Raw genomic sequence first — 19,478 nt, forward strand, 5'->3', positions numbered from 1 at the left:
ACTGTTATGACACTGGATATTTCAAAATACCCTCATCTGGCTTTAGCAAATACCCCAGATGAACTTCGACTGCTGCCAGCTGAAAGCCTGCCGGCAGTATGTGATGAGCTACGCACCTACTTGCTGAAATCAGTAAGCCAGACCAGCGGCCACTTTGCCTCTGGCCTGGGAGCTGTCGAGCTGACTGTAGCCCTGCATTATGTTTACAATACCCCGTTTGATCACCTGATCTGGGATGTTGGCCATCAGGCATACCCGCATAAAATTCTGACCGGTCGCCGTGAACAGATGTCAACTATCCGCCAAAAAGACGGGCTTCACCCGTTCCCATGGCGTGGAGAAAGTGAATACGACGTTCTGTCCGTCGGTCACTCATCAACTTCTATCAGCGCTGGCTTGGGTATGGCAATTGCCGCTGAAAAAGAAGGCCTTGGCCGTAAAGTCGTCAGTGTCATCGGAGACGGTGCTATCACTGCCGGTATGGCTTTTGAAGCAATGAACCACGCTGGTGATATCCACTCAGATATGCTGGTGATCCTGAACGACAATGAAATGTCGATTTCAGAAAATGTCGGTGCACTCAACAATCACCTTGCTCAGCTGCTTTCCGGCAGCCTTTACACCACCATCCGCGAAGGTGGTAAAAAAGTACTGTCCGGCGCTCCGCCAATCAAAGAACTGGTTAAGCGTGCAGAAGAGCACCTGAAAGGCATGGTTGTTCCAGGCACCATGTTCGAAGAACTTGGCTTCAACTACATTGGTCCGGTTGATGGTCATGATGTTGAAGAGCTGGTCAAAACACTGAAGAACATGCGTAACCTGAAAGGTCCGCAGTTCCTTCACATTATGACCAAAAAAGGTAAAGGTTATGCGCCGGCAGAAGCCGATCCTATCAATTACCATGCGGTTCCTAAATTCGATCTGAGCCAAAATCCGATCCCTAAAGCACCAAGCAAGCCGACATTTTCCAATGTCTTCGGCGACTGGCTGTGTGATATGGCAGAACAGGACAAAAAGCTGATGGCTATCACTCCTGCGATGCGCGAAGGTTCTGGTATGGTTGGCTTCTCGAAAAAGTACCCGGAGCAATACTTCGACGTTGCGATTGCAGAACAACATGCAGTTACGCTGGCAACAGGTATGGCCATCGGTGGCTATAATCCTGTTGTCGCGATTTACTCAACGTTCCTGCAACGCGGTTACGATCAGCTGATCCACGATGTAGCCATTATGGATCTGCCTGTAATGTTTGCCATTGACCGAGGTGGATTAGTTGGTGCCGACGGCCAAACTCACCAGGGCTCTTTCGATCTGAGCTTCATGCGCTGCATTCCGAATATGGTGATCATGACACCGAGCGATGAAAATGAATGTCGCCAGATGCTGTACACCGGCCATACCCATAAAGGCCCAAGCGCCGTTCGCTACCCTCGCGGCAGCGGAACTGGCGTAACACCTGAGCGTGAAATGACAGCATTGGAAATCGGTAAAGGTATTGTACGCCGTGAAGGTGAACGTATTGCGATCCTGAACTTCGGTACAACCCTGAGCTATGCACTGGAAGCGGCTGAAAACCTCAATGCAACCGTTGCCGATATGCGCTTTGTCAAACCGTTAGATGAAGCCCTGATCCTAGAACTGGCAGCTAAACACGACGTACTGGTGACAGTGGAAGAAAACGCCATTGCCGGCGGTGCTGGCAGCGGTGTCAATGAATTCCTGATGAAGCAGAAGGTACTGAAGCCAGTACTGAATATCGGCCTTCCTGACCGCTTCATTGAGCAGGGCACTCAGGCTGAACTGCATGCAATGCTGGAAATTGACGGTCCAGGGATCGAAAAACAGATCCGCGAATATATGGATTAAGAACAAGAGCCTAGTACCGAGATCTCTCGGTACTAGGCTTCCATCTCAATCAATTGTTCACCTTTTTCAGTACAACGCCTTCATAACCGCCAATCTCAATGTAACTTAAAGGTTCGCTCAATGAACCGTCATAACTGACACGTTGATATTCACCAGGCAGTGATACCCGAAGTGGTTTTGCCATCAAAAAGCTTTTGTCATTTCGCTCCCTGACTCCACGATACAGCACCAAACCGTCGCTATAACTGCGAGCAATCACCCCTTCTTTCGGAATAGCACCAAACCAGCCAGCACGATACAACCAGAACCAATCAGCAGGTCTGATCGGAATATCGGTAATCAGGTAGGCAGTTGATTTCACTTTGGCATTTTTGTTATCCCAAAAAACCGTTTTATATCCTTTAGGTGCGACTTCTGGGTGGCCGATATCCACTTCCAACATCGCTGACGGCTGATAAGCCCAGTTTTTGGGTATACCAGCCCGATACCAATTCTTCAGGGAAGTGTTGCCGCTGCCATAAACATAAGTTTGATTCCAGCTATGGTAATAGGTGTAGCCAGGTAAATTAAACAGATAATAAAGGGCAAGCCCGGTTTCAATATCTCTATGCCAGGCATCTGGTTCAGAAGGTTTAAGTTCACTCATTCCCCCTTTCATTGATGCCATGAGCAGGCTCTTATCACCGGCTTTTGATAAAGCAAAACTATCCCAGGATTGTTGCAAACGCTCCAGCCCCATTGCCGGTGTCAGATAGTGTTCTCTTAACCAGACATCAACGACATTCTGTAACTCGGGCGGCCAGGCTGAGTAATGCCACAAATTAAGTTCAGAAATATTCGCTGCCAGCCACTGCGTCTGGGTTTTCTTCTTTATCTGCTGCAAAAATGCAGCAAGCTTAATTGCGTAAGCACTTTCAGCGGCTTCAGTTCCGGCTTTATGAGGCATTTCAATGATCCCACCGCCAGAGGTAACCTCAAACTGATTGGCACCCAGCAGTTTTGCCATATCATCGTTATAAGCACCGCTTAAGCCCTGCTGCTGCCAATCTTCCCGGTACCAATTGGCATGCAAGTCGTTGAATTTCTCGTTAGCAAAATTAACTCGATGCCAGCATGTTCCCGGCCACATATTCACGGTCGGGATCAAACGGGCCTGATGACGAAAGCGGGCACTGGCACGAGTGTTTGCACGCTTGGAAAACTCACGATCATTCACATAACCGTCACCGTTTGCATCATTCGTGGCATCCCAGCCAGGAACCGTCATCTGCTGATTATCCAGTAAAAGCCATGGCTTAATAGCCAATGAATTCAACGTCGTTTCCTGAGACCAGGACAATTTAACCATCCAGGTTTTTAGCCCTTCATCCAAACCAACCTTACCGCTGTTTAGTTTACGCTGGCGATAATACGGCCATGCACTCAACCATGATTTGGTAAGTGCCAACTTACCGCTAATACTCTGGCTTATCCCTTTTTTATCCGCCCCGATGTTCAGTTCCCAATCCACTTTCAGCTTTTTCCAACCAGCAATGTTACCTTCATCATCGCTCAAATTTCGCTTTACCAGCGGCGTCGCAGTGGCCTGAACATCAAGGACATCAAAAGGATAAGAAGAAAAAACTACTATTTCATCTTCTGGCTGCAAAGTCAGAGGCAAACGGGCAGTCGAAAACTGATCATTACGGATCAACAATAAATGATAGGGCTTACCTTCAAGTAAATAATCTAAGCCTGAACTTGGGTTATTGACCGTCAAAACAGTATCTTCAGAAAAATGTAGAAAACCATCTTCCATATCGATACCCTCTTCAGCAGTATGTTTACTGAGCCAGGCTGAACGACGACCGGGGCGGCAATCAAGCTTCTGGGTATACATATAACCCATAGCGATCATTTCAAGGTTGGTATCAACATCCTTCATGCTTCCAAATACAATATCTGCGTGAGTCGCCTCCCACTCTTTAACTTCATCAGCCGTATCAAAGTAAGACGTTGCTAAAGGATCTGCCCATCCTCCCGGCAATACCCAGGCAGTCCCTGTTGACGGATAAACATCAGCAAACACCGGTAAGGCAACCAGCCCCCACATTAACCCTTTCGCCCAATGCGCCAACATAGAACCCCGCTTAATCATAGAGTTACAAAAATGAGGCCGAGCACTACGAACCGCTCCAACCAAATCAAATCTGATATAACGATAAGCCTAGACGATGAATGGTTAGCATGTTGATTTTATGAGCAAATAAAAAAGCCGTGCATCTTGCACGGCTTTGAATTTATAAATATTGGGAAGGCTTACCACCCCATGGCGTATCCGACACCCCACAAGGCAATCATGGCCATAAAACCGGCCAGGATATCATCAACCATGATCCCCAACCCGCCATGAATATGCTTATCAAGCCAGCTGATAGGCCATGGCTTGACCATATCGAAAAAACGGAACAGCACAAAACCGGCCAACACCCATTGCCAGGTCATGACCGGAGCTACCGCCATAGTGATCCAGAAACCGACGAACTCATCCCAGACGATACTACCGTGATCATGAACGCCCATATCATCTGATGTCTTCTGGCATATGGTGATACCAATCAGAGAAGCAACCAGAATAATCATCAAATAAGCAGCAAACGGCAACTGAGCAAGCAGTAAATAAAACGGAATCGCAGCCAGGGTGCCCATTGTGCCCGGCACGACCGGAAACAAACCACTGCCGAATCCTGTTGCTAATAAGTGCCAAGGATTTTTTAAATTAATTTTATCTTTTGGATTTCCCACATCTTACTCCGCAAAGTGGTCATAGCCGTGAAGATGCCAGTCAAGTTCCTGCCCGTCCCGGACAAGTCGGATCCCCGCTCCTGAACGCAGCTGTCCTATACAGGTCGCCTTCACACCGGAATGAACGAGCGCTGTGTCCAGTGCACCGCGATTCTGCTCCGGCACCGTAAAGCACAACTCATATTCTTCACCGCTGCTAAGTGCCATCTGGCAAGCTTTTATTTCATCGGATTCAAACTGACATAATTCAGGTGAAAGCGGTATTTTATCAACCTCAATGTCAGCGCCAAGCCCGGAACGCTCAAGAATATGGCCGAGATCGGAAATCAGGCCATCAGAGATGTCCAGTGCCGCCGATGCAATACCGCGCAATGCCTGTCCGGCCAGAATTCGAGGCTGGGCTTTATAGTGACGCTCCAGCAATGTGGCCTTCAGGCTTTCATCATCCGTGCTCTTCTCTCCCAGCAGTAAAGACAATCCTGCAGCGCTGTCACCCAGGTTACCGGTCACATACACCCAATCACCGGCTTCTGCACCGCTTCGAGTCAACGCCTGCCCCTGCGGGACAAAACCGTGCACGGTAATCGTGATACTCAGCGGCCCCTTAGTTGTATCACCACCAACCAGCTGAACATTGTAATACTCCGCCAGGGCAAAGAAGCCCTCACAGAAAGCTTTCAACCATAGTTCATCAGGACCCGGCATGGTCAGCGCCAGCGATACCCAAGCAGGGGTTGCACCCATTGCGGCCAAGTCACTTAAATTGGAAGCAAGAGCTTTATGGGCAACTAAGACCGGATCAGCATCAGAAAGAAAATGAGTGCCGCTCACCAGAGAATCGGTACTGACAGCCAATTGACTACCCGCAGGGACTTCAAGCAAAGCACAATCATCCCCGATAGACAAAGCAACATCACGGCGACTTACTTTCTGCTGCTCGAAATAGCGGGCAATAAGATCAAATTCGTTACTAGCCATATTGAATTCTTCAGACAAAAAAAAGGCCAGCTTAGCTGGCCTCTGGAATCGTATTCGATTACTTCTTGCGAAGTGATGGTGCAGCTTTATCAAGTACACCGTTCACAAACTTGTGGCTGTCTTCAGCACCGAACGCTTTCGCCAGTTCGATTGCTTCGTTGATTACCACTTTGTAAGGAACATCATCACGCTTCACCATTTCGTACATAGCAAGACGAAGCAGAGCCAATTCCATCTGATCCAGATCCTGAAGCGGACGAGACAGATATGGACGCATCTTACTATCCAGTTCCTGATGGTTCAGTACTACACCAGTTAACAGGTCACGGAAGTATGCAACGTCTGTTTGTGGTACTGCTAGCACAGGCGCGTCTGCCTGGTGCTCTTCTTCTTCAAAATTATCGCCAGATAGGAAGTGCTGCTCGATATCTGCAACATTACCTTTAGTGATCTGCCAAGAGTAAATTGCCTGAACGGCAAACTGACGTGCATTACGACGTGCGGCTGGTTTCACAGTAACCCCCATTAGGATTCAATTTGGGACAGGACATTAACCATTTCAAGCGCGCTTAGTGCAGCCTCTGCCCCTTTGTTACCAGCCTTGGTACCGGCACGCTCAATGGCTTGTTCGATAGAATCAACAGTCAGTACGCCAAACGCAACTGGAGTATTGTACTCAAGTGCGATTTGCGACAGACCTTTTGTACACTCACCGGCAACATAATCGAAGTGTGGAGTACCACCACGAATCACAGAACCCAGTGCAACAATCGCGTCATAGCGATCGCTCTTGGCAACCTGCTGAGTTACCAGCGGAAGCTCGTATGCACCAGGGCAACGAACAACAGTGATATTGTCATCGCTTACCTGACCTTGACGTTTCAGCGCGTCCAACGCACCTGAAAGCAAGCTTTCATTGATAAAGCTGTTGAAACGTGCAATTACGATAGCAACTTTAGCGTTTGGTGCCGCGATGGCGCCTTCAATTACCTTCATGGGCCTTCCTGTGACTATGTCTTTTCCGGTTTGAGAAACCGCGGGAGTCTATCACACTTTGATACTTATACCAATTGACATATTGCCTTGCCTGGCATAATCCCCAAAGCCGATGGTTAACCACTGTCCTAACCGATTAATTGTTATCACCCGTTAAGAAACGGGCACCTGATTATTTTTGCAAGCCTGCAATATTGCCTGCTGCATTATTCGCAAATATATTCGACCACTTCGAGGCCAAAACCTGACAGCGAGTGATAACGCTGAGAGCTGGATGAAAGCAAGCGCATTTTCGCCACTCCCATATCCGCAAGGATTTGAGAACCGACGCCGACCTGACGCGACTGATCTTTCGGATTCAGTTTCACCACAGGATGGCCGCTCGATTGCGCGGCAAGATTTCTCACCTTAGTGATCACCGCTTCCTGGCTTTCGTGTCGGCTCAGAACCACCAGCACCCCGCCTTCATCGGCGATACGTTTCATCGCAGTCGGCAGTGTCCACTGGGTTGCTCCAGAGTGGAGAATGTCTTTAAACGTATCTTGAAGATGAACTCGCACAATCGCGGGTTTATCTTTAGACACCTTGCCTTTACGCAATGCGTAATGAACTTGGTTATCGATCGTATCGCGGTAGGTGATCATCTCAAACTCACCGAACTCAGTCGGCAAATTACACTCAGCAATACGCTCAATGGTAGTTTCGTTATTGTTACGGTACTCGATCAAATCCGCGATAGTACCTAATTTAAGGCCATGCTTTTCAGCAAACACTTCCAGATCCGGGCGACGGGCCATGGTGCCGTCTTCATTGAGTATTTCAACAATTACACTTGACGGTTCCAGACCGGCAAGGCGGGCAACATCACAACCGGCTTCAGTATGGCCTGCGCGGGTCAGTACCCCGCCTTCCTGGGCCATCAGCGGGAAAACATGCCCCGGCATCACGATATCAGCCGATGTCGCATCCAATGCCACTGCCGCCTGAACGGTACGGGCGCGGTCAGCCGCAGAAATACCGGTCGTCACCCCTTCTGCCGCTTCAATTGAAATGGTGAAGTTAGTGCTGAACTGTTCGCTGTTATCCTGCACCATCAACGGCAGGTTCAGCTGACGGCAGCGTGACTGAGTCAGAGTCAGGCAAATCAGGCCGCGGCCATGGGTCGCCATAAAGTTAACCGCATCCGGGGTGATTTTCTCGGCAGCAATGATCAGGTCGCCTTCATTCTCGCGATCCTCATCATCCATCAGGATCACCATTTTACCCTGTCGGATATCTTCAATGATTTCTTTTGCGCTGCTTAGTGCCATAACAATCCCCTTTATAAACCTTGTATCCTGAGTCTTAACCTAAGAAACCGGTTTTAGCCAACAGATCCATCGTTACTTCTGACTTTTTACCCGCCGCCTTTTCACCCAACATTAGGCGCTCCAGGTAACGGGCAATCACATCGACTTCAAGGTTCACCTTACGGCCAACCTGGAATGATTCCATCGTCGTTTCAGCGGCGGTATGCGGTACGATAGTCAGCATAAATTCATCACCGCGAATCGCATTAACGGTCAGGCTGATGCCATCTACAGACACCGAGCCTTTTTCTGAAATATATTTGGCCAAATGAGCAGGCGCTTTTACCCAAAACTCAATCGCGCGGCCGGTATGAGTGCGCTCAATAATTTCCGCAACATCATCAACGTGGCCGGACACCATATGACCACCGAAACGGGTCGTCGGCAACATGGCTTTTTCCAGATTCACCTTCTGACCGGCTTTGTAATCAACAAAGGCCGTACGCTTCAGGGTTTCCAGCGACAAGTCGGCAATATAACCTTTACCTGTAAGCTCTACTACCGTCAGGCATACACCGTTGGTCGCAATACTGTCACCCAATTTTACATCGGACAAATCAAGCTTGCCTGAATCAACAGTCACAGAAATGTCGGCACCTTTTGGTGTCAGTGCTGTAATAGTGCCAACTGCTTCAATAATGCCTGTAAACATGAATTAAAATTCCTTGATCGTTAAACTTGTTTGATTCGGGCGGTGATCCGGATGTCCGGGCCAACCATGCGAACGTCGGTAATGTCCAACTCTGGAACTTGAGTCATCGCAGTTAACCCATTCAGATCAACCAAGCCACGACTGTCGCTCCCCATCAGTTTAGGCGCCTGATACAAAATCAGCTCATCGACCAGTCCGGCCGACAACAGAGCCCCGCCTAAACCGGCACCGGCTTCAACCCAGATATGATTGATATCCTTACCGGCCAACTCCCGAAGCAGAGCCTCAAGATCAACCTGTTGATTATCGTCACCCACAGCTGGAACTACCAGTTGTTCGACAGCCTCAGGCCAGACTTCATCCCCCAGACTTGTACGCGCAAGGTAAATGTTCCCCGGCAAATCAAAAAGCCGATGTTCAGGGGTGACACGATTCTGACTGTCAACCACCACTCGATAAGGTTGACGAAGGGATGATTCAGGATATGAATTCTGGACTGTCTCGCCCAATTCACTCCAGCGGACATTCAATGAAGGGTCATCGGCCAGTACGGTCGCACTGGTAGAAAGAATAGCGCCGGCCTGTGCTCGGAAGCGCTGCACATCGGCACGGGCGTCAGGACCGGTGATCCACTTGCTCTCACCATTGGCCAGAGCTGTACGGCCATCAAGGCTGGCAGCCAGTTTAAGCTGAACAAAGGGCATACCGGTTTTCATGCGTTTGATAAAACCGACATTTAGCTGATGGGATTCCGCTTCAAGCAAACCGATCTGAACTTCTATACCGGCATCACGAAGCATCTTAATTCCCCGTCCGGCAACGCGCGGATTGGGATCGACCATGGCACAGACAACACGGGAAACCTGGGCTTTTACCAATGCCTCGGCACACGGCGGAGTCCTGCCATAATGAGAACAGGGTTCAAGGGTCACATACGCCGTCGCCCCGTGAGCCTTTTCTCCGGCTGCACGCAAGGCAAACACTTCGGCATGAGGCTGCCCGGCCTGGTAGTGATATCCTTCGCCCACAATATCTTCGCCATGGGCAATAACACAGCCAACATTCGGATTCGGAGCAGTCGTAAATCGGCCACGTTTTGCCAGCTTAATGGCACGCAGCATCATGGCATGATCAATAGATGAGAACATCTGGCTTCATTTTCACTTCACGGAGTTATCGGTTGAAACAACGTTAACTCACTTACTTTTCCAACTTGGCGATTTCTTCACCAAATTCACGAATATCTTCAAAGCTTCGGTAAACAGAAGCAAACCGGATATAAGCAACCTTATCCAGCTCTTTCAGCGCTTCCATCACCAGATTACCTATCATTTCTGACGGCACTTCGCGCTCACCTGTCGCACGAAGACGGGATTTAATCGTATTAATTGAACGTTCAATGTCATCAGTGCTGACCGGACGCTTTTCCAGTGCACGCTGAATACCACCGCGAAGCTTATCTTCATTAAACGGTTCGCGGTTGCCGTTGGTTTTAATTACCCGCGGCATCACAAGTTCTGCAGTTTCAAACGTTGTATAACGTTCATTACAGGCCAAACACTGGCGGCGACGACGGACCTGATGGCCGTCTGCAACCAGACGGGAATCGATTACTTTGGTGTCATTTGCACCACAAAAAGGACAATGCATCATGCCTCCTCAAATTCGTCGACTCAGTGTAACCCATTTCAGTCATATATAGAGAGTATTCAGGTGTTTTTTCTGGCTATTTATGCTGCAAAAAGGCAAAAACCAATGGAAATAGCGTAATAAAAAAGGGCCTGCCTGGTGGCATGCCCTTTTCGTTGCGATTAATGCACCTTTTTCAGTACTATGTCCGAAGCATTAAAATGCCCGGAAAATCATGCATAAACAGGAAGGCGTTTACAGATCTCCAGTACTTTTTCTTTTGTTGCTTCAATCACTTCCGGGTTCTCGATGTTATTCATCACATCACACATCCAACCTGCCAGAGCTTTCGAATCATCAACCGTAAAGCCACGACGAGTGATCGCTGGTGTACCAACGCGGATACCCGAAGTTACAAACGGGCTGCGAGGATCATTCGGTACACTGTTCTTGTTCACAGTAATATTTGCAGAACCCAGCGCCGCATCAGCTTCTTTACCGGTAATGCCTTTGTCGATCAAATCAACCAGGAATAGGTGGTTTTCAGTACCGCCGGAAACAATCTTGTAACCGCGCTCCATGAACACCTCAACCATTGCTTTAGCATTCTCTACAACGCGAGCCTGATATTCTTTAAATTCCGGCTCCATTGCTTCTTTGAATGCCACCGCTTTAGCTGCGATAACATGCATCAGCGGGCCACCCTGACCACCAGGAAATACTGCTGAGTTCAGTTTCTTGTAAAAGTCTTCGCCTGCGCTTGACAGAATCAGACCACCACGCGGACCCGCCAGCGTTTTGTGAGTTGTTGTAGTCACTACATGAGCATGAGGAACCGGGTTCGGGTAAACACCAGCAGCAATCAGACCGGCAACGTGCGCCATATCAACAAAGAAGTACGCACCAACTTTATCGGCGATTTCACGCATGCGCTTCCAGTCAACAACCTGAGAATAAGCAGAGAAGCCACCGATGATCATCTTCGGTTTGTGCTCTAGTGCCAGCGCTTCCACTTCGGCGTAGTCAATCTGGCCGTTTTCATCGATACCGTAAGGGATGATGTTATAAAGCTTACCAGAGAAGTTTACCGGTGAACCGTGAGTCAGGTGACCGCCATGTGCCAGGCTCATACCCAGAACAGTATCACCGGCATTCAGCAGTGCCATGTAAACTGCGTTGTTCGCCTGCGAACCGGAGTGTGGCTGAACGTTCGCATACTCTGCACCAAACAGTTGGCAAGCACGCTCAATAGCCAGCTGCTCAGCCTTGTCGACATACTCACAACCGCCGTAGTAGCGCTTGCCCGGGTAACCTTCGGCATATTTGTTTGTTAGCTGAGAACCTTGTGCTTCCATTACACGCGGGCTGGTGTAGTTTTCAGAAGCAATCAACTCGATGTGCTCTTCCTGACGCGCAGTCTCTTCCTGAATGGCTGCAAAAAGTTCTGCGTCATAATCGGCAATATTCATGTCGCGTTTTAGCATCTGTATCTCCTGACTCAGATTGTTCTCATACAATTCACATAATCACCTGGATATTTCAAAACCTTATGTGAACTGGTGGTAATCACTATTTTTCTATCAAAAAGGCAAAACCACAAAGCTAGGCGCCGCCTGGACGCAAACGTTTTCGTTCCGCCAATATCTAACGCTGTATATTACATAATTTGATCTAAATCAGATAGCCCTGATTTAGCTTTTTATTGTCATTTCTGTTTCTAAATTTTCAACAATTGCATGAATTATTTTCATCTTGGTGAATGCCTCACCAATATCAATAAATACCCATTTAGACAGAATACAAGTGCAAAGGGAAGATTATCATTTACATTTTCGTAAACAGCACCTTACACAGCTCGGCAGGCTCTTTCCAGCTCTGTCTTCTTTTTTATAACAGTTCCAACTTATTATTGCGCCTCCCAAAAATAAGGAGAATTGAGTTGAGCGGTTATTATCACTCCCGAAAAGAAAATATTATTGCGATCCTTACCGGTACTTTTGTCGTTTCGCAAGGGGTGTTCTTTCTTCAGCAGGCAGACCTGTTAACTGGCGGTACCACCGGACTGGCATTGTTACTAAGTCAGTTTATCGACCTGTCTTTCGGCCAGCTGTATTTCCTGCTCAATACACCATTCTACCTAATGGCCTGGTTCCGGATGAGCAAACGCTTTGCCATTACCAGCATTCTCTCTGGTGGTATGGTATCTGTAATTACAGATAACCTTCACCATGTGCTTGAAATCAGCCGCCTTGAACCAATGTACTGCGCAGTGATCGGTGGCCTTTTGATGGGACTGGGTATGCTGATCCTATTCCGTCACCAAACCAGCCTAGGCGGCTTCAATGTCCTGGTGCTGTATCTGCAGGAAAAGTTTGGTATGTCGGCAGGCAAACTTCAGATGGGAATTGATATCAGTATTTTGATCGCCTCTTTCTTTCTGGTCAGCCCGGTTATCCTCGGCTGCTCAGTAATCGGCGCGATCATACTGAACCTGGTGCTAGCCATGAACCACAAACCAGGCCGCTACCAGGGAGCAGCTGTCGCAAGTTAATGCAACGCTGGCAAATTAGCGAGAAATAATAAAAAGGCCTGTCATATGACAAGCCTTTTTTACTTCTGTTTGTTAGATAACGCGTTTTTCGCTCCGGATCCTAAAATTTCTTTTGCAAAGCTGTATCATTCTTTAGCAAAGAGGAAGCGCGGAGTTTATAAGCATAAATGAGCACTTCCGATGCAGATAAAGGATGAAACAGCAAAGAAAAAGAATTTTAGATGGCGTCTTCATCCTCTTCACCAGTCCTGATGCGCACAACGCGCTCAACATCGAACATGAAAATCTTACCGTCACCGATCTTACCGGTTTGCGCTGTTTCGATGATGGTATCGACACATTGATCAGCCACTTCGTCTGCTACAACAATTTCAAGTTTCACTTTTGGCAGAAAGTCCACCATGTATTCTGCACCGCGGTATAACTCGGTATGACCTTTCTGACGGCCGAAACCTTTAACTTCGGAAACAGTCATGCCTGTGATACCAACTTCTGCCAGAGCTTCCCGAACATCATCAAGCTTAAAAGGCTTAATAACAGCTTCAATTTTCTTCATCTTTCATCGTCCTTTTCTGAGCAGAGATCCACCGGTGCGCCAGGCGTCACCAACTGCCTGATTAATATTGGTCAGTATTATCACAGATTTGAGGCTGAAAGCTCAATCTGATCACCAGCCTTTTGCATGCGGTTTTTCGGTATGAACAATAACTTCTGAGTCCATCATTCTAAGCAGCAATAACACAGCATAGACTAAGACAATACTGTTGAGAGCGACAATGGCTATCCGGCGATATTCCGGCTCCACCAGTGAAGGTAAAAATGGGATAAGACTGAATTTAAAAAACAAAGTGACGGCAGGAATGAAAAAATAAAGCGGGATAAATCCCCACATCTGGCCTCGAATCAAGCCGACCGTAGCTAACACACCAGAAAGCAGAACAAGGATAGCGACAATACTTGGCACAATTCCCACCTGGTTAAAGCTGAAAATAACGGCAAAAGTGTCGAAATAACGAAGCAGGCAGATAACCACCAGCACAGCCAAGCCCTTAGCTGCACTTACCATTCCATTGTTGTTGGGATATTCCATACCCATCTCTCTTCCGTGACAATGATTAGTCAACAAGCCATCTGCTCAAAAAATAAGCCACAGATTCTATGTGGGTTTAAGCAATGACTCAACTTAAAAATATGACAAATACCTCACCCACATCACACTCTTTGATTAATTTCTTAATAGACATCAGATAACTTATTAGTTCAACTTACATGCCTGCCTATATACACATTGTGGTTTTCACTAAATCTGCAAAGCCCGTTAATGAACGTACAACCCGAGTTCCGGGCCGAATTTCGGATCGAGTATCACTTCCATAGCGATTGAGCCAGACAGCTTTCATCCCGACTTGTTGAGCCGCCAATGCATCATTTTCAGGGTGATTACCGATATACCAACAATCCTCCGGGCTTTCTTTGGCTGAATTTATCGCAGCCTGGAATATTCGAGGATCCGGCTTGGCTACCCCGGCTTGTTCTGAGGTCATAACCAGGCTGAAATAATCCAATATTCCTGTCTCTCGCAGCTTTGCTGTTTGTTGTGAGTTAAAGCCGTTGGTAATAACAGCAAGGGGGGAGAGTGTGTGCAGCTGTTTCAGCGCCGGCTCGACATCAGAAAATAGCCGCCAGTGACGACGATAAATATCATAATACTCAGCAAAGAGCTGATCAGCTTCAGCAACTGTTAATGGTCGTTCAAACAATTCACTGATCCGCGCCCGGCGTTGTTCTTCAAAATTCAGCTCACCGGAGCGCCATCGAGCACGGTGTTTGTCGGTAATTTCCCGCCAAAGCTGCTCCGGCGTGTCCGGGTAAGGAATTATGCTATTACGATAACTCGCGAAAAAACTGCGTATGGCATCTCGCTCCGCGCCATCGTGATCCAGCAAGGTATTATCAAGATCGAAAAAAATCATAGGCCCTACCCCACAACACCATACTCTCAGCTTAATTTCATCTTATTCATAATGACGAGAAAATTTCGTGAAATAGGTAAACTCTATAAACTTCTGTCTCATCGATGGTGATTTTATACTGCTCTTTAACTGGATAAGGTACTCAATAACAACCGCTTTCTTTGGCCAAAAAAACCGCCCCGAAGGGCGGTTTAATCATTTTAATTACTTTTCCAAGCGAAGTTTATGGCTGGTAAGTCACTTTAATTGCATCAGCAGCAATACCGTAAGATCCGTAAGGATTGCTAACTCGAACTTTATACTGTTGCCCTTTAACTAAAGAAACTGTAGCTAACGCCTCAAAAGAGTGAGGGTTGTCATATAGGCTAACTAACTTCTCAGCTAGTACTTGATGACCATTAAGCAACTCATACTTAGTTTGCTTCGAACCATAGCCATGTGACCATCCAAAACCGCCAGGCGAATTAAACTCAACCTTATACCGGCCACTTTCAGCTACCATAAATGTCCATTCTGCCTGAGCAGATGTATCAGTAAAGAACAGATAATCAGCGCCATCCTGACCATAACTGTCAGACTTTAACTCACCTTCTACATTGACCGAAAAGTTCTCCGAACGATGACTCATCAGTCTGCCATCACGTTCAATGCCAACAACAGGCGGCTGGGCTACTTTACTCTTTTCAAGCTCACTAAGAGCTTTATCAAACTGAATCTTGAATGCCAACATTTTTTCCGTCGACATCGTGTTGTCAAAAGTAAATGTCTTCACACCTTCCAATACAGCTTCCAGCTTACGTACCGGCTCTTCAATTGTATATTGCCCCGGCTTATCTCCAATCTGTGCAGTTGCAACCAAATGTTCCGTGTGCGCAATCAAACGCTCCAGCTCACCGCCAGCAGACAGGTTTGTATTACCGGATACATACTCAATCTTAACGGCATCCGCCATCAACGGACCTGTAATGATTTCAACACTACGGTTATGCACCGTTACTTTGTAATCATGGTTGATATCAAAAACAAACTCACCCAGTTCAACATACTCACCGTTTGGTGCTAGCGGATAGTCAAATGGCGCCTTGTTATTCACACCTTCAACTAGGTTAAACATCCTATCTTGAGACTCACCAACCGTTGAGAACACATTATAACGAGCCCCGGTTGTTGCTCCATGCGGAGTAACCTTGTTTAATGGATTCCATGAATCTTCTGTTTTGACAAATTTTGACGGTGTACGCATCGACACACGGTATGTCCCGGCTTTATCTACACGGAACCACCACGCTGCATGAGCAAAGTAATTTGAGCCACTACCCGAAGCATAAGCATAAGTGCGCCCTTCTGTATCACCTGGACGATCAGTCTGATATGTCCAGTTCCCCACAGTTTCAAATGCCTCATCATCGTTATCAATGATACATGCTTCGCCAACTTTACATGTCACCGGCAGCTTGCTAACCAGGGTCACTGGTGGCAATGGTATATCACCTTCATGTGGATCCTTCTGACTCAGGAAGTTAGCGTCATTAACCGCCACTTTCTGGCCATTGCTGGTAAAGAAGTCACTCACCTGGCCAGTCATTTCAACGAATAGCCCGCCAGAACGCTTAAAGGAGTCTGCGGCTAAGTAAATAAGAGACAGGTGTTCCTTACCCATACCACCGGATTTAAATGCTTCCACCAACTTTTGGTTATCCACCAGCATGCGCTGAACATTATCTAACGCCATTACGGGAGAAACATGAGTACCACGGTTAAATCGCGCTACCACTTTAAGCGGATAACCATGCTCTGCGTTTACAGAAAAACCACGGTTTACTGAATAATCATCAGAAACTACCTCATCAGATCTTAACGACTTCAGTCCCATCAACTTAACCATAGGTTCAGTCCCCGCCAACGGTGCTGCAATACTGCCTTTGTATGGTGCAGTCGGCTTACCGTCAGCGCTGTTCGGAATAGTCTGATCTGGCAGTGTTGTCATTGGTTTTCCGTCTGCGCTGTACTGCTGATAACCATAGGCATCAAGAACAGGTGCACCACCGACTACCTCTGCCATATAAATACCAGTATCACTCGCTTTTAACTTAGCGGCATAGTTCAGCGGATCGGCACCATCGATCATACTCTGCAGAGTATAGAAATAATGCTCAAACGCTTTTGAACCCAGAGTAAGTGACTGATCAGCATCTAGGTGCTTCAATGCTCTCAGAATTTCGGGGCGGAAACTCGGTGAGTGCTCCAACAGTTTTGGTACACCACCACCGGTGGTTAAAAAGGCAGCCGCCTGAATTTTAGGCAGATTCGGATTGTACTGATGAACCAAAAGGTCATTATTAACCGCCACAAACGGCATACCCAATACACCACCCAGAGAATGGCCGACAAAATAAACCCGGCTGGTATCAAAATCACCGATACCATCACCATCAAGATCGATGTCTTTCAGTGTGGCATTCAGGTTCAGCAGATCTGAAATCGCCTGACGCATACGATCACGCTGGCTCAGCACATTACTGAAGTTCATAAAGGTTGAACCTGAGCTGCCTTCAAGCGAAGCAAGGTCCCAACTCATTTGCTTCATCTGACCTGTTGGAGTACGTGTCGCACTGAAATGACGCTCAACGATACCGTCCATTTCTTCCATGCGTGCATCAAGCTTATCTTTTTGCTGCTGATAATCCGGAGCCAACGGATCCAAAGCCTTCAACTTCTCATCTGTTTCTTTACGCAGTGAATCCATGCCAAAACCAATGAACGGTGAAGGTACTGCGGCAGTACCCACCAACAGCTGAGGCGAAATACCATGTAGCGGCAGGTCCATTGCAATCGTCGCAAAACAATCATTTTGCGGACGCTCTTTATCACACAGTGATGCTAATGCCATACCGGCCGGGAAGCTGTTACTACGGTCACCCAGAATACCATGCTGGAAAATCACAACCGGCCAGCCCTGTGCCGGTTTGTGCCTTGCTTCAGGCAATGTCACCAAGAAAGGAACTTTGTATTCGGCCTGCTGCTCAGGATACGGGAAAGCAGCCTGGGCACTTGTGCTCGTTGCTGTCTGTCCCGGATCGCCGTATTGCCATTCATCATTACCAAATGATGTCAGCGAGCCCGGTGTAATATGACCATTATTGTCTAAATCAGGCGCAGCAAGGTAATACGGCAGCGTGATATGTCCCTGAGCGAATTTGATTTTTGGATAGCCAAAAGAAGCAGAACTTAGGACAAAACCAGTAGTTGGATCTTTAAAGCCATCAGAAAGCAACTGATCCAACAGATCGCCATCCAGCTTAAAATCTTTGTACTGTAATTTAAGCTGATCAATTTGCTCCACTGGCATATTAAATTGATGTGCCAGCGCACGGCTGTCCAAAGAGTTGAAAACTACACCCAGCTTCTGCAGAAAAGGATCCAGCATATCACCAATAGACAGATCGCGACGGATAATCCCCACCTTACGTGGTTGAGGAACAGCATTACCATTAACCGTTGAAGCCAGTAATTCATCTGCTTCCTGCTCAGTCAGTCCCTGGTTGATCAGAGCCGCTTTCGGACTTGCCAATGCTTCCAGCACCTCAGTGCCAGCTGTCGTTGTAAAAGTGAAGGCATGAGCCACCTGCTCGCCTGCTTTTCGGCGTTCAGCGGACAAATAAGTAGACTTGCCTTTCTCCACAAAACCACCGGCAATTGCAGTCAAAGCATCGGTTGCCATACTATGCCAGCGAGCAACCGCATCCGGGATTGATGAACCAGATTCCTGCGACTGAGAGTGGCTGAAATTGTAATAATCATCAGATGGAACAATTGACTGACCATTAATGTCACGCAGAGTATTAGTCAGGATCACCAAGTACTTGGTTTTCGGTGAAAGCGGTACCAATGGGCTGATGCGCAAAACATTAGCTTCACCATCCAAAGTTACAACATTAGCGCGGATCTGCTGCTGGGCCAGTTTTGCGCGATCAATCAACTTACTGGCATTACCCTGGTAACTTTCCAACGCAATATAATCATTGCTGTTTGATTTCAACGGCAACACAAACACGTTCTGAGCCGCCCCCGAAAAGACCACACTACCAGGATCTAATGGCTTACTAAAAGTGACATCAAACTGCGCTGTAGTTGAAAAGCCATCGCTATGTGCTAGCGTCTGACCACGACGACCATTGACGCTTACCACACCGTCATCGGCTGTTTCATAGTTCACACCCGAAGCAAAGCGGGCTTCAAAGCGTAAGTCATTCACCAAATCCATTTGCTGACTATACGGCGCAAAAACCACATGCGGCTGATCTCCGGCATTTGAAGATGAGCTATCCAAACAGCCTGTTACAGACGCACTCATAGCCAGAATTACCACACTATCTTTCAGAGACAGACGGCGAGATCGTTTGATAGATTGAGATGAATTACAAAGCACTAGACACCAATTAATCTAAACAGTGCCACAGCCAAATTCATCACATCATCATTAACCGCAGAAATACTGCCGACAATAAACTTCAGAATTTGGGTGTGGAACTATGTAATGGACGTTCAGAAGTAAAATAAGGTACTGACAGAATTCAGGACTTGAATACTCAACCAGTTGATATGACCAAACCGAATAGTCATACAAATATACTTCCCGCGAAAGGAGCGGGATTATACAGAGCGGCCCTTACTGAGAGGTCGGATGTGCTTATTGAATT

Annotated in this window: 16 protein-coding genes; 2 read left to right on the top strand and 14 right to left on the bottom strand. The window is 47.4% G+C overall.

The annotated features are described in order from the left end of the window. The first annotated feature begins 6 nt into the window (after window positions 1-6). On the top strand, window positions 7-1,866 hold the full coding sequence (dxs, locus tag C942_RS13895; RefSeq protein WP_007466620.1) for a 1-deoxy-D-xylulose-5-phosphate synthase: 1,860 nt from the start codon (window positions 7-9) through the stop codon (window positions 1,864-1,866). A 49-nt stretch (window positions 1,867-1,915) separates the two neighbouring features. Here the strand turns inward: dxs and C942_RS13900 are convergent, their stop codons facing one another. The 10 genes from C942_RS13900 to glyA all read right to left on the bottom strand — a co-directional run bounded on the left by C942_RS13900 (window position 1,916) and on the right by glyA (window position 11,738). After that, complete coding sequence (locus C942_RS13900) at window positions 1,916-3,985, bottom strand: hypothetical protein (RefSeq protein ID WP_007466622.1); 2,070 nt, start codon at window positions 3,983-3,985, stop codon at window positions 1,916-1,918. Window positions 3,986-4,164: 179 nt separating this feature from the next. Continuing rightward, on the bottom strand, window positions 4,165-4,650 hold the full coding sequence (gene pgpA, locus C942_RS13905; protein ID WP_007466624.1) for a phosphatidylglycerophosphatase A: 486 nt from the start codon (window positions 4,648-4,650) through the stop codon (window positions 4,165-4,167). Window positions 4,651-4,653: 3 nt separating this feature from the next. Beyond that, window positions 4,654-5,628 (bottom strand): thiamine-phosphate kinase, encoded by a 975-nt coding sequence (gene thiL / locus C942_RS13910; RefSeq protein WP_007466626.1) that lies wholly within the window; start codon window positions 5,626-5,628, stop codon window positions 4,654-4,656. 58 nt (window positions 5,629-5,686) lie between these two features. Next, window positions 5,687-6,154, bottom strand: a complete 468-nt coding sequence (nusB, locus tag C942_RS13915) for a transcription antitermination factor NusB (RefSeq protein ID WP_007466628.1) — start codon at window positions 6,152-6,154, stop codon at window positions 5,687-5,689. Beyond that, window positions 6,154-6,624 (bottom strand): 6,7-dimethyl-8-ribityllumazine synthase, encoded by a 471-nt coding sequence (gene ribH, locus C942_RS13920; protein ID WP_007466630.1) that lies wholly within the window; start codon window positions 6,622-6,624, stop codon window positions 6,154-6,156. Before ribH ends, nusB begins: the two co-directional genes overlap by 1 nt. A 206-nt stretch (window positions 6,625-6,830) precedes the next feature. Continuing rightward, complete coding sequence (ribBA, locus tag C942_RS13925) at window positions 6,831-7,934, bottom strand: bifunctional 3,4-dihydroxy-2-butanone-4-phosphate synthase/GTP cyclohydrolase II (protein WP_007466632.1); 1,104 nt, start codon at window positions 7,932-7,934, stop codon at window positions 6,831-6,833. Between the two features lie 34 nt (window positions 7,935-7,968). After that, a complete protein-coding gene (locus tag C942_RS13930; protein WP_007466634.1) occupies window positions 7,969-8,625 on the bottom strand; it encodes a riboflavin synthase in 657 nt (218 codons plus the stop codon). A gap of 20 nt (window positions 8,626-8,645) precedes the next feature. Beyond that, the gene (ribD, locus tag C942_RS13935) at window positions 8,646-9,773 is read right to left on the bottom strand and encodes a bifunctional diaminohydroxyphosphoribosylaminopyrimidine deaminase/5-amino-6-(5-phosphoribosylamino)uracil reductase RibD (RefSeq protein ID WP_007466636.1); all 1,128 of its coding nucleotides are present in this window, start codon (window positions 9,771-9,773) and stop codon (window positions 8,646-8,648) included. A gap of 52 nt (window positions 9,774-9,825) precedes the next feature. Continuing rightward, on the bottom strand, window positions 9,826-10,275 hold the full coding sequence (gene nrdR / locus C942_RS13940; protein ID WP_007466638.1) for a transcriptional regulator NrdR: 450 nt from the start codon (window positions 10,273-10,275) through the stop codon (window positions 9,826-9,828). A 212-nt stretch (window positions 10,276-10,487) separates the two neighbouring features. Then, window positions 10,488-11,738, bottom strand: coding sequence for a serine hydroxymethyltransferase (gene glyA / locus C942_RS13945; protein ID WP_007466640.1), 1,251 nt, complete (start codon window positions 11,736-11,738; stop codon window positions 10,488-10,490). A 455-nt stretch (window positions 11,739-12,193) separates the two neighbouring features. On the opposite strand from glyA, the gene C942_RS13950 reads away from it, so the two are divergent. Continuing rightward, a complete protein-coding gene (locus tag C942_RS13950) occupies window positions 12,194-12,805 on the top strand; it encodes a YitT family protein (RefSeq protein WP_007466641.1) in 612 nt (203 codons plus the stop codon). A gap of 217 nt (window positions 12,806-13,022) precedes the next feature. On the opposite strand, the gene glnB is transcribed toward C942_RS13950, so the two are convergent. The 4 genes from glnB to C942_RS13970 all read right to left on the bottom strand — a co-directional run bounded on the left by glnB (window position 13,023) and on the right by C942_RS13970 (window position 19,132). Beyond that, window positions 13,023-13,361: a nitrogen regulatory protein P-II gene (gene glnB, locus C942_RS13955; RefSeq protein WP_007466642.1), complete on the bottom strand. Its 339-nt coding sequence runs from the start codon at window positions 13,359-13,361 to the stop codon at window positions 13,023-13,025. A gap of 111 nt (window positions 13,362-13,472) precedes the next feature. Then, on the bottom strand, window positions 13,473-13,895 hold the full coding sequence (locus C942_RS13960; protein ID WP_232428178.1) for a hypothetical protein: 423 nt from the start codon (window positions 13,893-13,895) through the stop codon (window positions 13,473-13,475). A 187-nt stretch (window positions 13,896-14,082) separates the two neighbouring features. After that, window positions 14,083-14,778 carry an HAD family hydrolase gene (locus C942_RS13965; RefSeq protein ID WP_007466644.1) on the bottom strand — a complete coding sequence of 232 codons (696 nt, stop codon included), beginning with the start codon at window positions 14,776-14,778 and terminating at the stop codon, window positions 14,083-14,085. Between the two features lie 223 nt (window positions 14,779-15,001). Beyond that, on the bottom strand, window positions 15,002-19,132 hold the full coding sequence (locus C942_RS13970; RefSeq protein WP_036800195.1) for a hypothetical protein: 4,131 nt from the start codon (window positions 19,130-19,132) through the stop codon (window positions 15,002-15,004). Window positions 19,133-19,478: the final 346 nt, after the last annotated feature.

The organism is Photobacterium marinum, assembly GCF_000331515.1.
GTDB classification, from domain to species: domain Bacteria; phylum Pseudomonadota; class Gammaproteobacteria; order Enterobacterales; family Vibrionaceae; genus Photobacterium; species Photobacterium marinum.

Coding starts and splice junctions, on each gene's coding strand:
- dxs (WP_007466620.1), top strand. CDS start 7: ATGACACTGGATATTTCAAAATACCCTCATCTGGCTTTAGCAAATACC.
- C942_RS13900 (WP_007466622.1), bottom strand. CDS start 3,985: ATGTTGGCGCATTGGGCGAAAGGGTTAATGTGGGGGCTGGTTGCCTTA.
- thiL (WP_007466626.1), bottom strand. CDS start 5,628: ATGGCTAGTAACGAATTTGATCTTATTGCCCGCTATTTCGAGCAGCAG.
- nusB (WP_007466628.1), bottom strand. CDS start 6,154: ATGGGGGTTACTGTGAAACCAGCCGCACGTCGTAATGCACGTCAGTTT.
- ribH (WP_007466630.1), bottom strand. CDS start 6,624: ATGAAGGTAATTGAAGGCGCCATCGCGGCACCAAACGCTAAAGTTGCT.
- ribBA (WP_007466632.1), bottom strand. CDS start 7,934: ATGGCACTAAGCAGCGCAAAAGAAATCATTGAAGATATCCGACAGGGT.
- C942_RS13930 (WP_007466634.1), bottom strand. CDS start 8,625: ATGTTTACAGGCATTATTGAAGCAGTTGGCACTATTACAGCACTGACA.
- ribD (WP_007466636.1), bottom strand. CDS start 9,773: ATGTTCTCATCTATTGATCATGCCATGATGCTGCGTGCCATTAAGCTG.
- nrdR (WP_007466638.1), bottom strand. CDS start 10,275: ATGCATTGTCCTTTTTGTGGTGCAAATGACACCAAAGTAATCGATTCC.
- glyA (WP_007466640.1), bottom strand. CDS start 11,738: ATGCTAAAACGCGACATGAATATTGCCGATTATGACGCAGAACTTTTT.
- glnB (WP_007466642.1), bottom strand. CDS start 13,361: ATGAAGAAAATTGAAGCTGTTATTAAGCCTTTTAAGCTTGATGATGTT.
- C942_RS13960 (WP_232428178.1), bottom strand. CDS start 13,895: ATGGAATATCCCAACAACAATGGAATGGTAAGTGCAGCTAAGGGCTTG.
- C942_RS13965 (WP_007466644.1), bottom strand. CDS start 14,778: ATGATTTTTTTCGATCTTGATAATACCTTGCTGGATCACGATGGCGCG.
- C942_RS13970 (WP_036800195.1), bottom strand. CDS start 19,132: ATGAGTGCGTCTGTAACAGGCTGTTTGGATAGCTCATCTTCAAATGCC.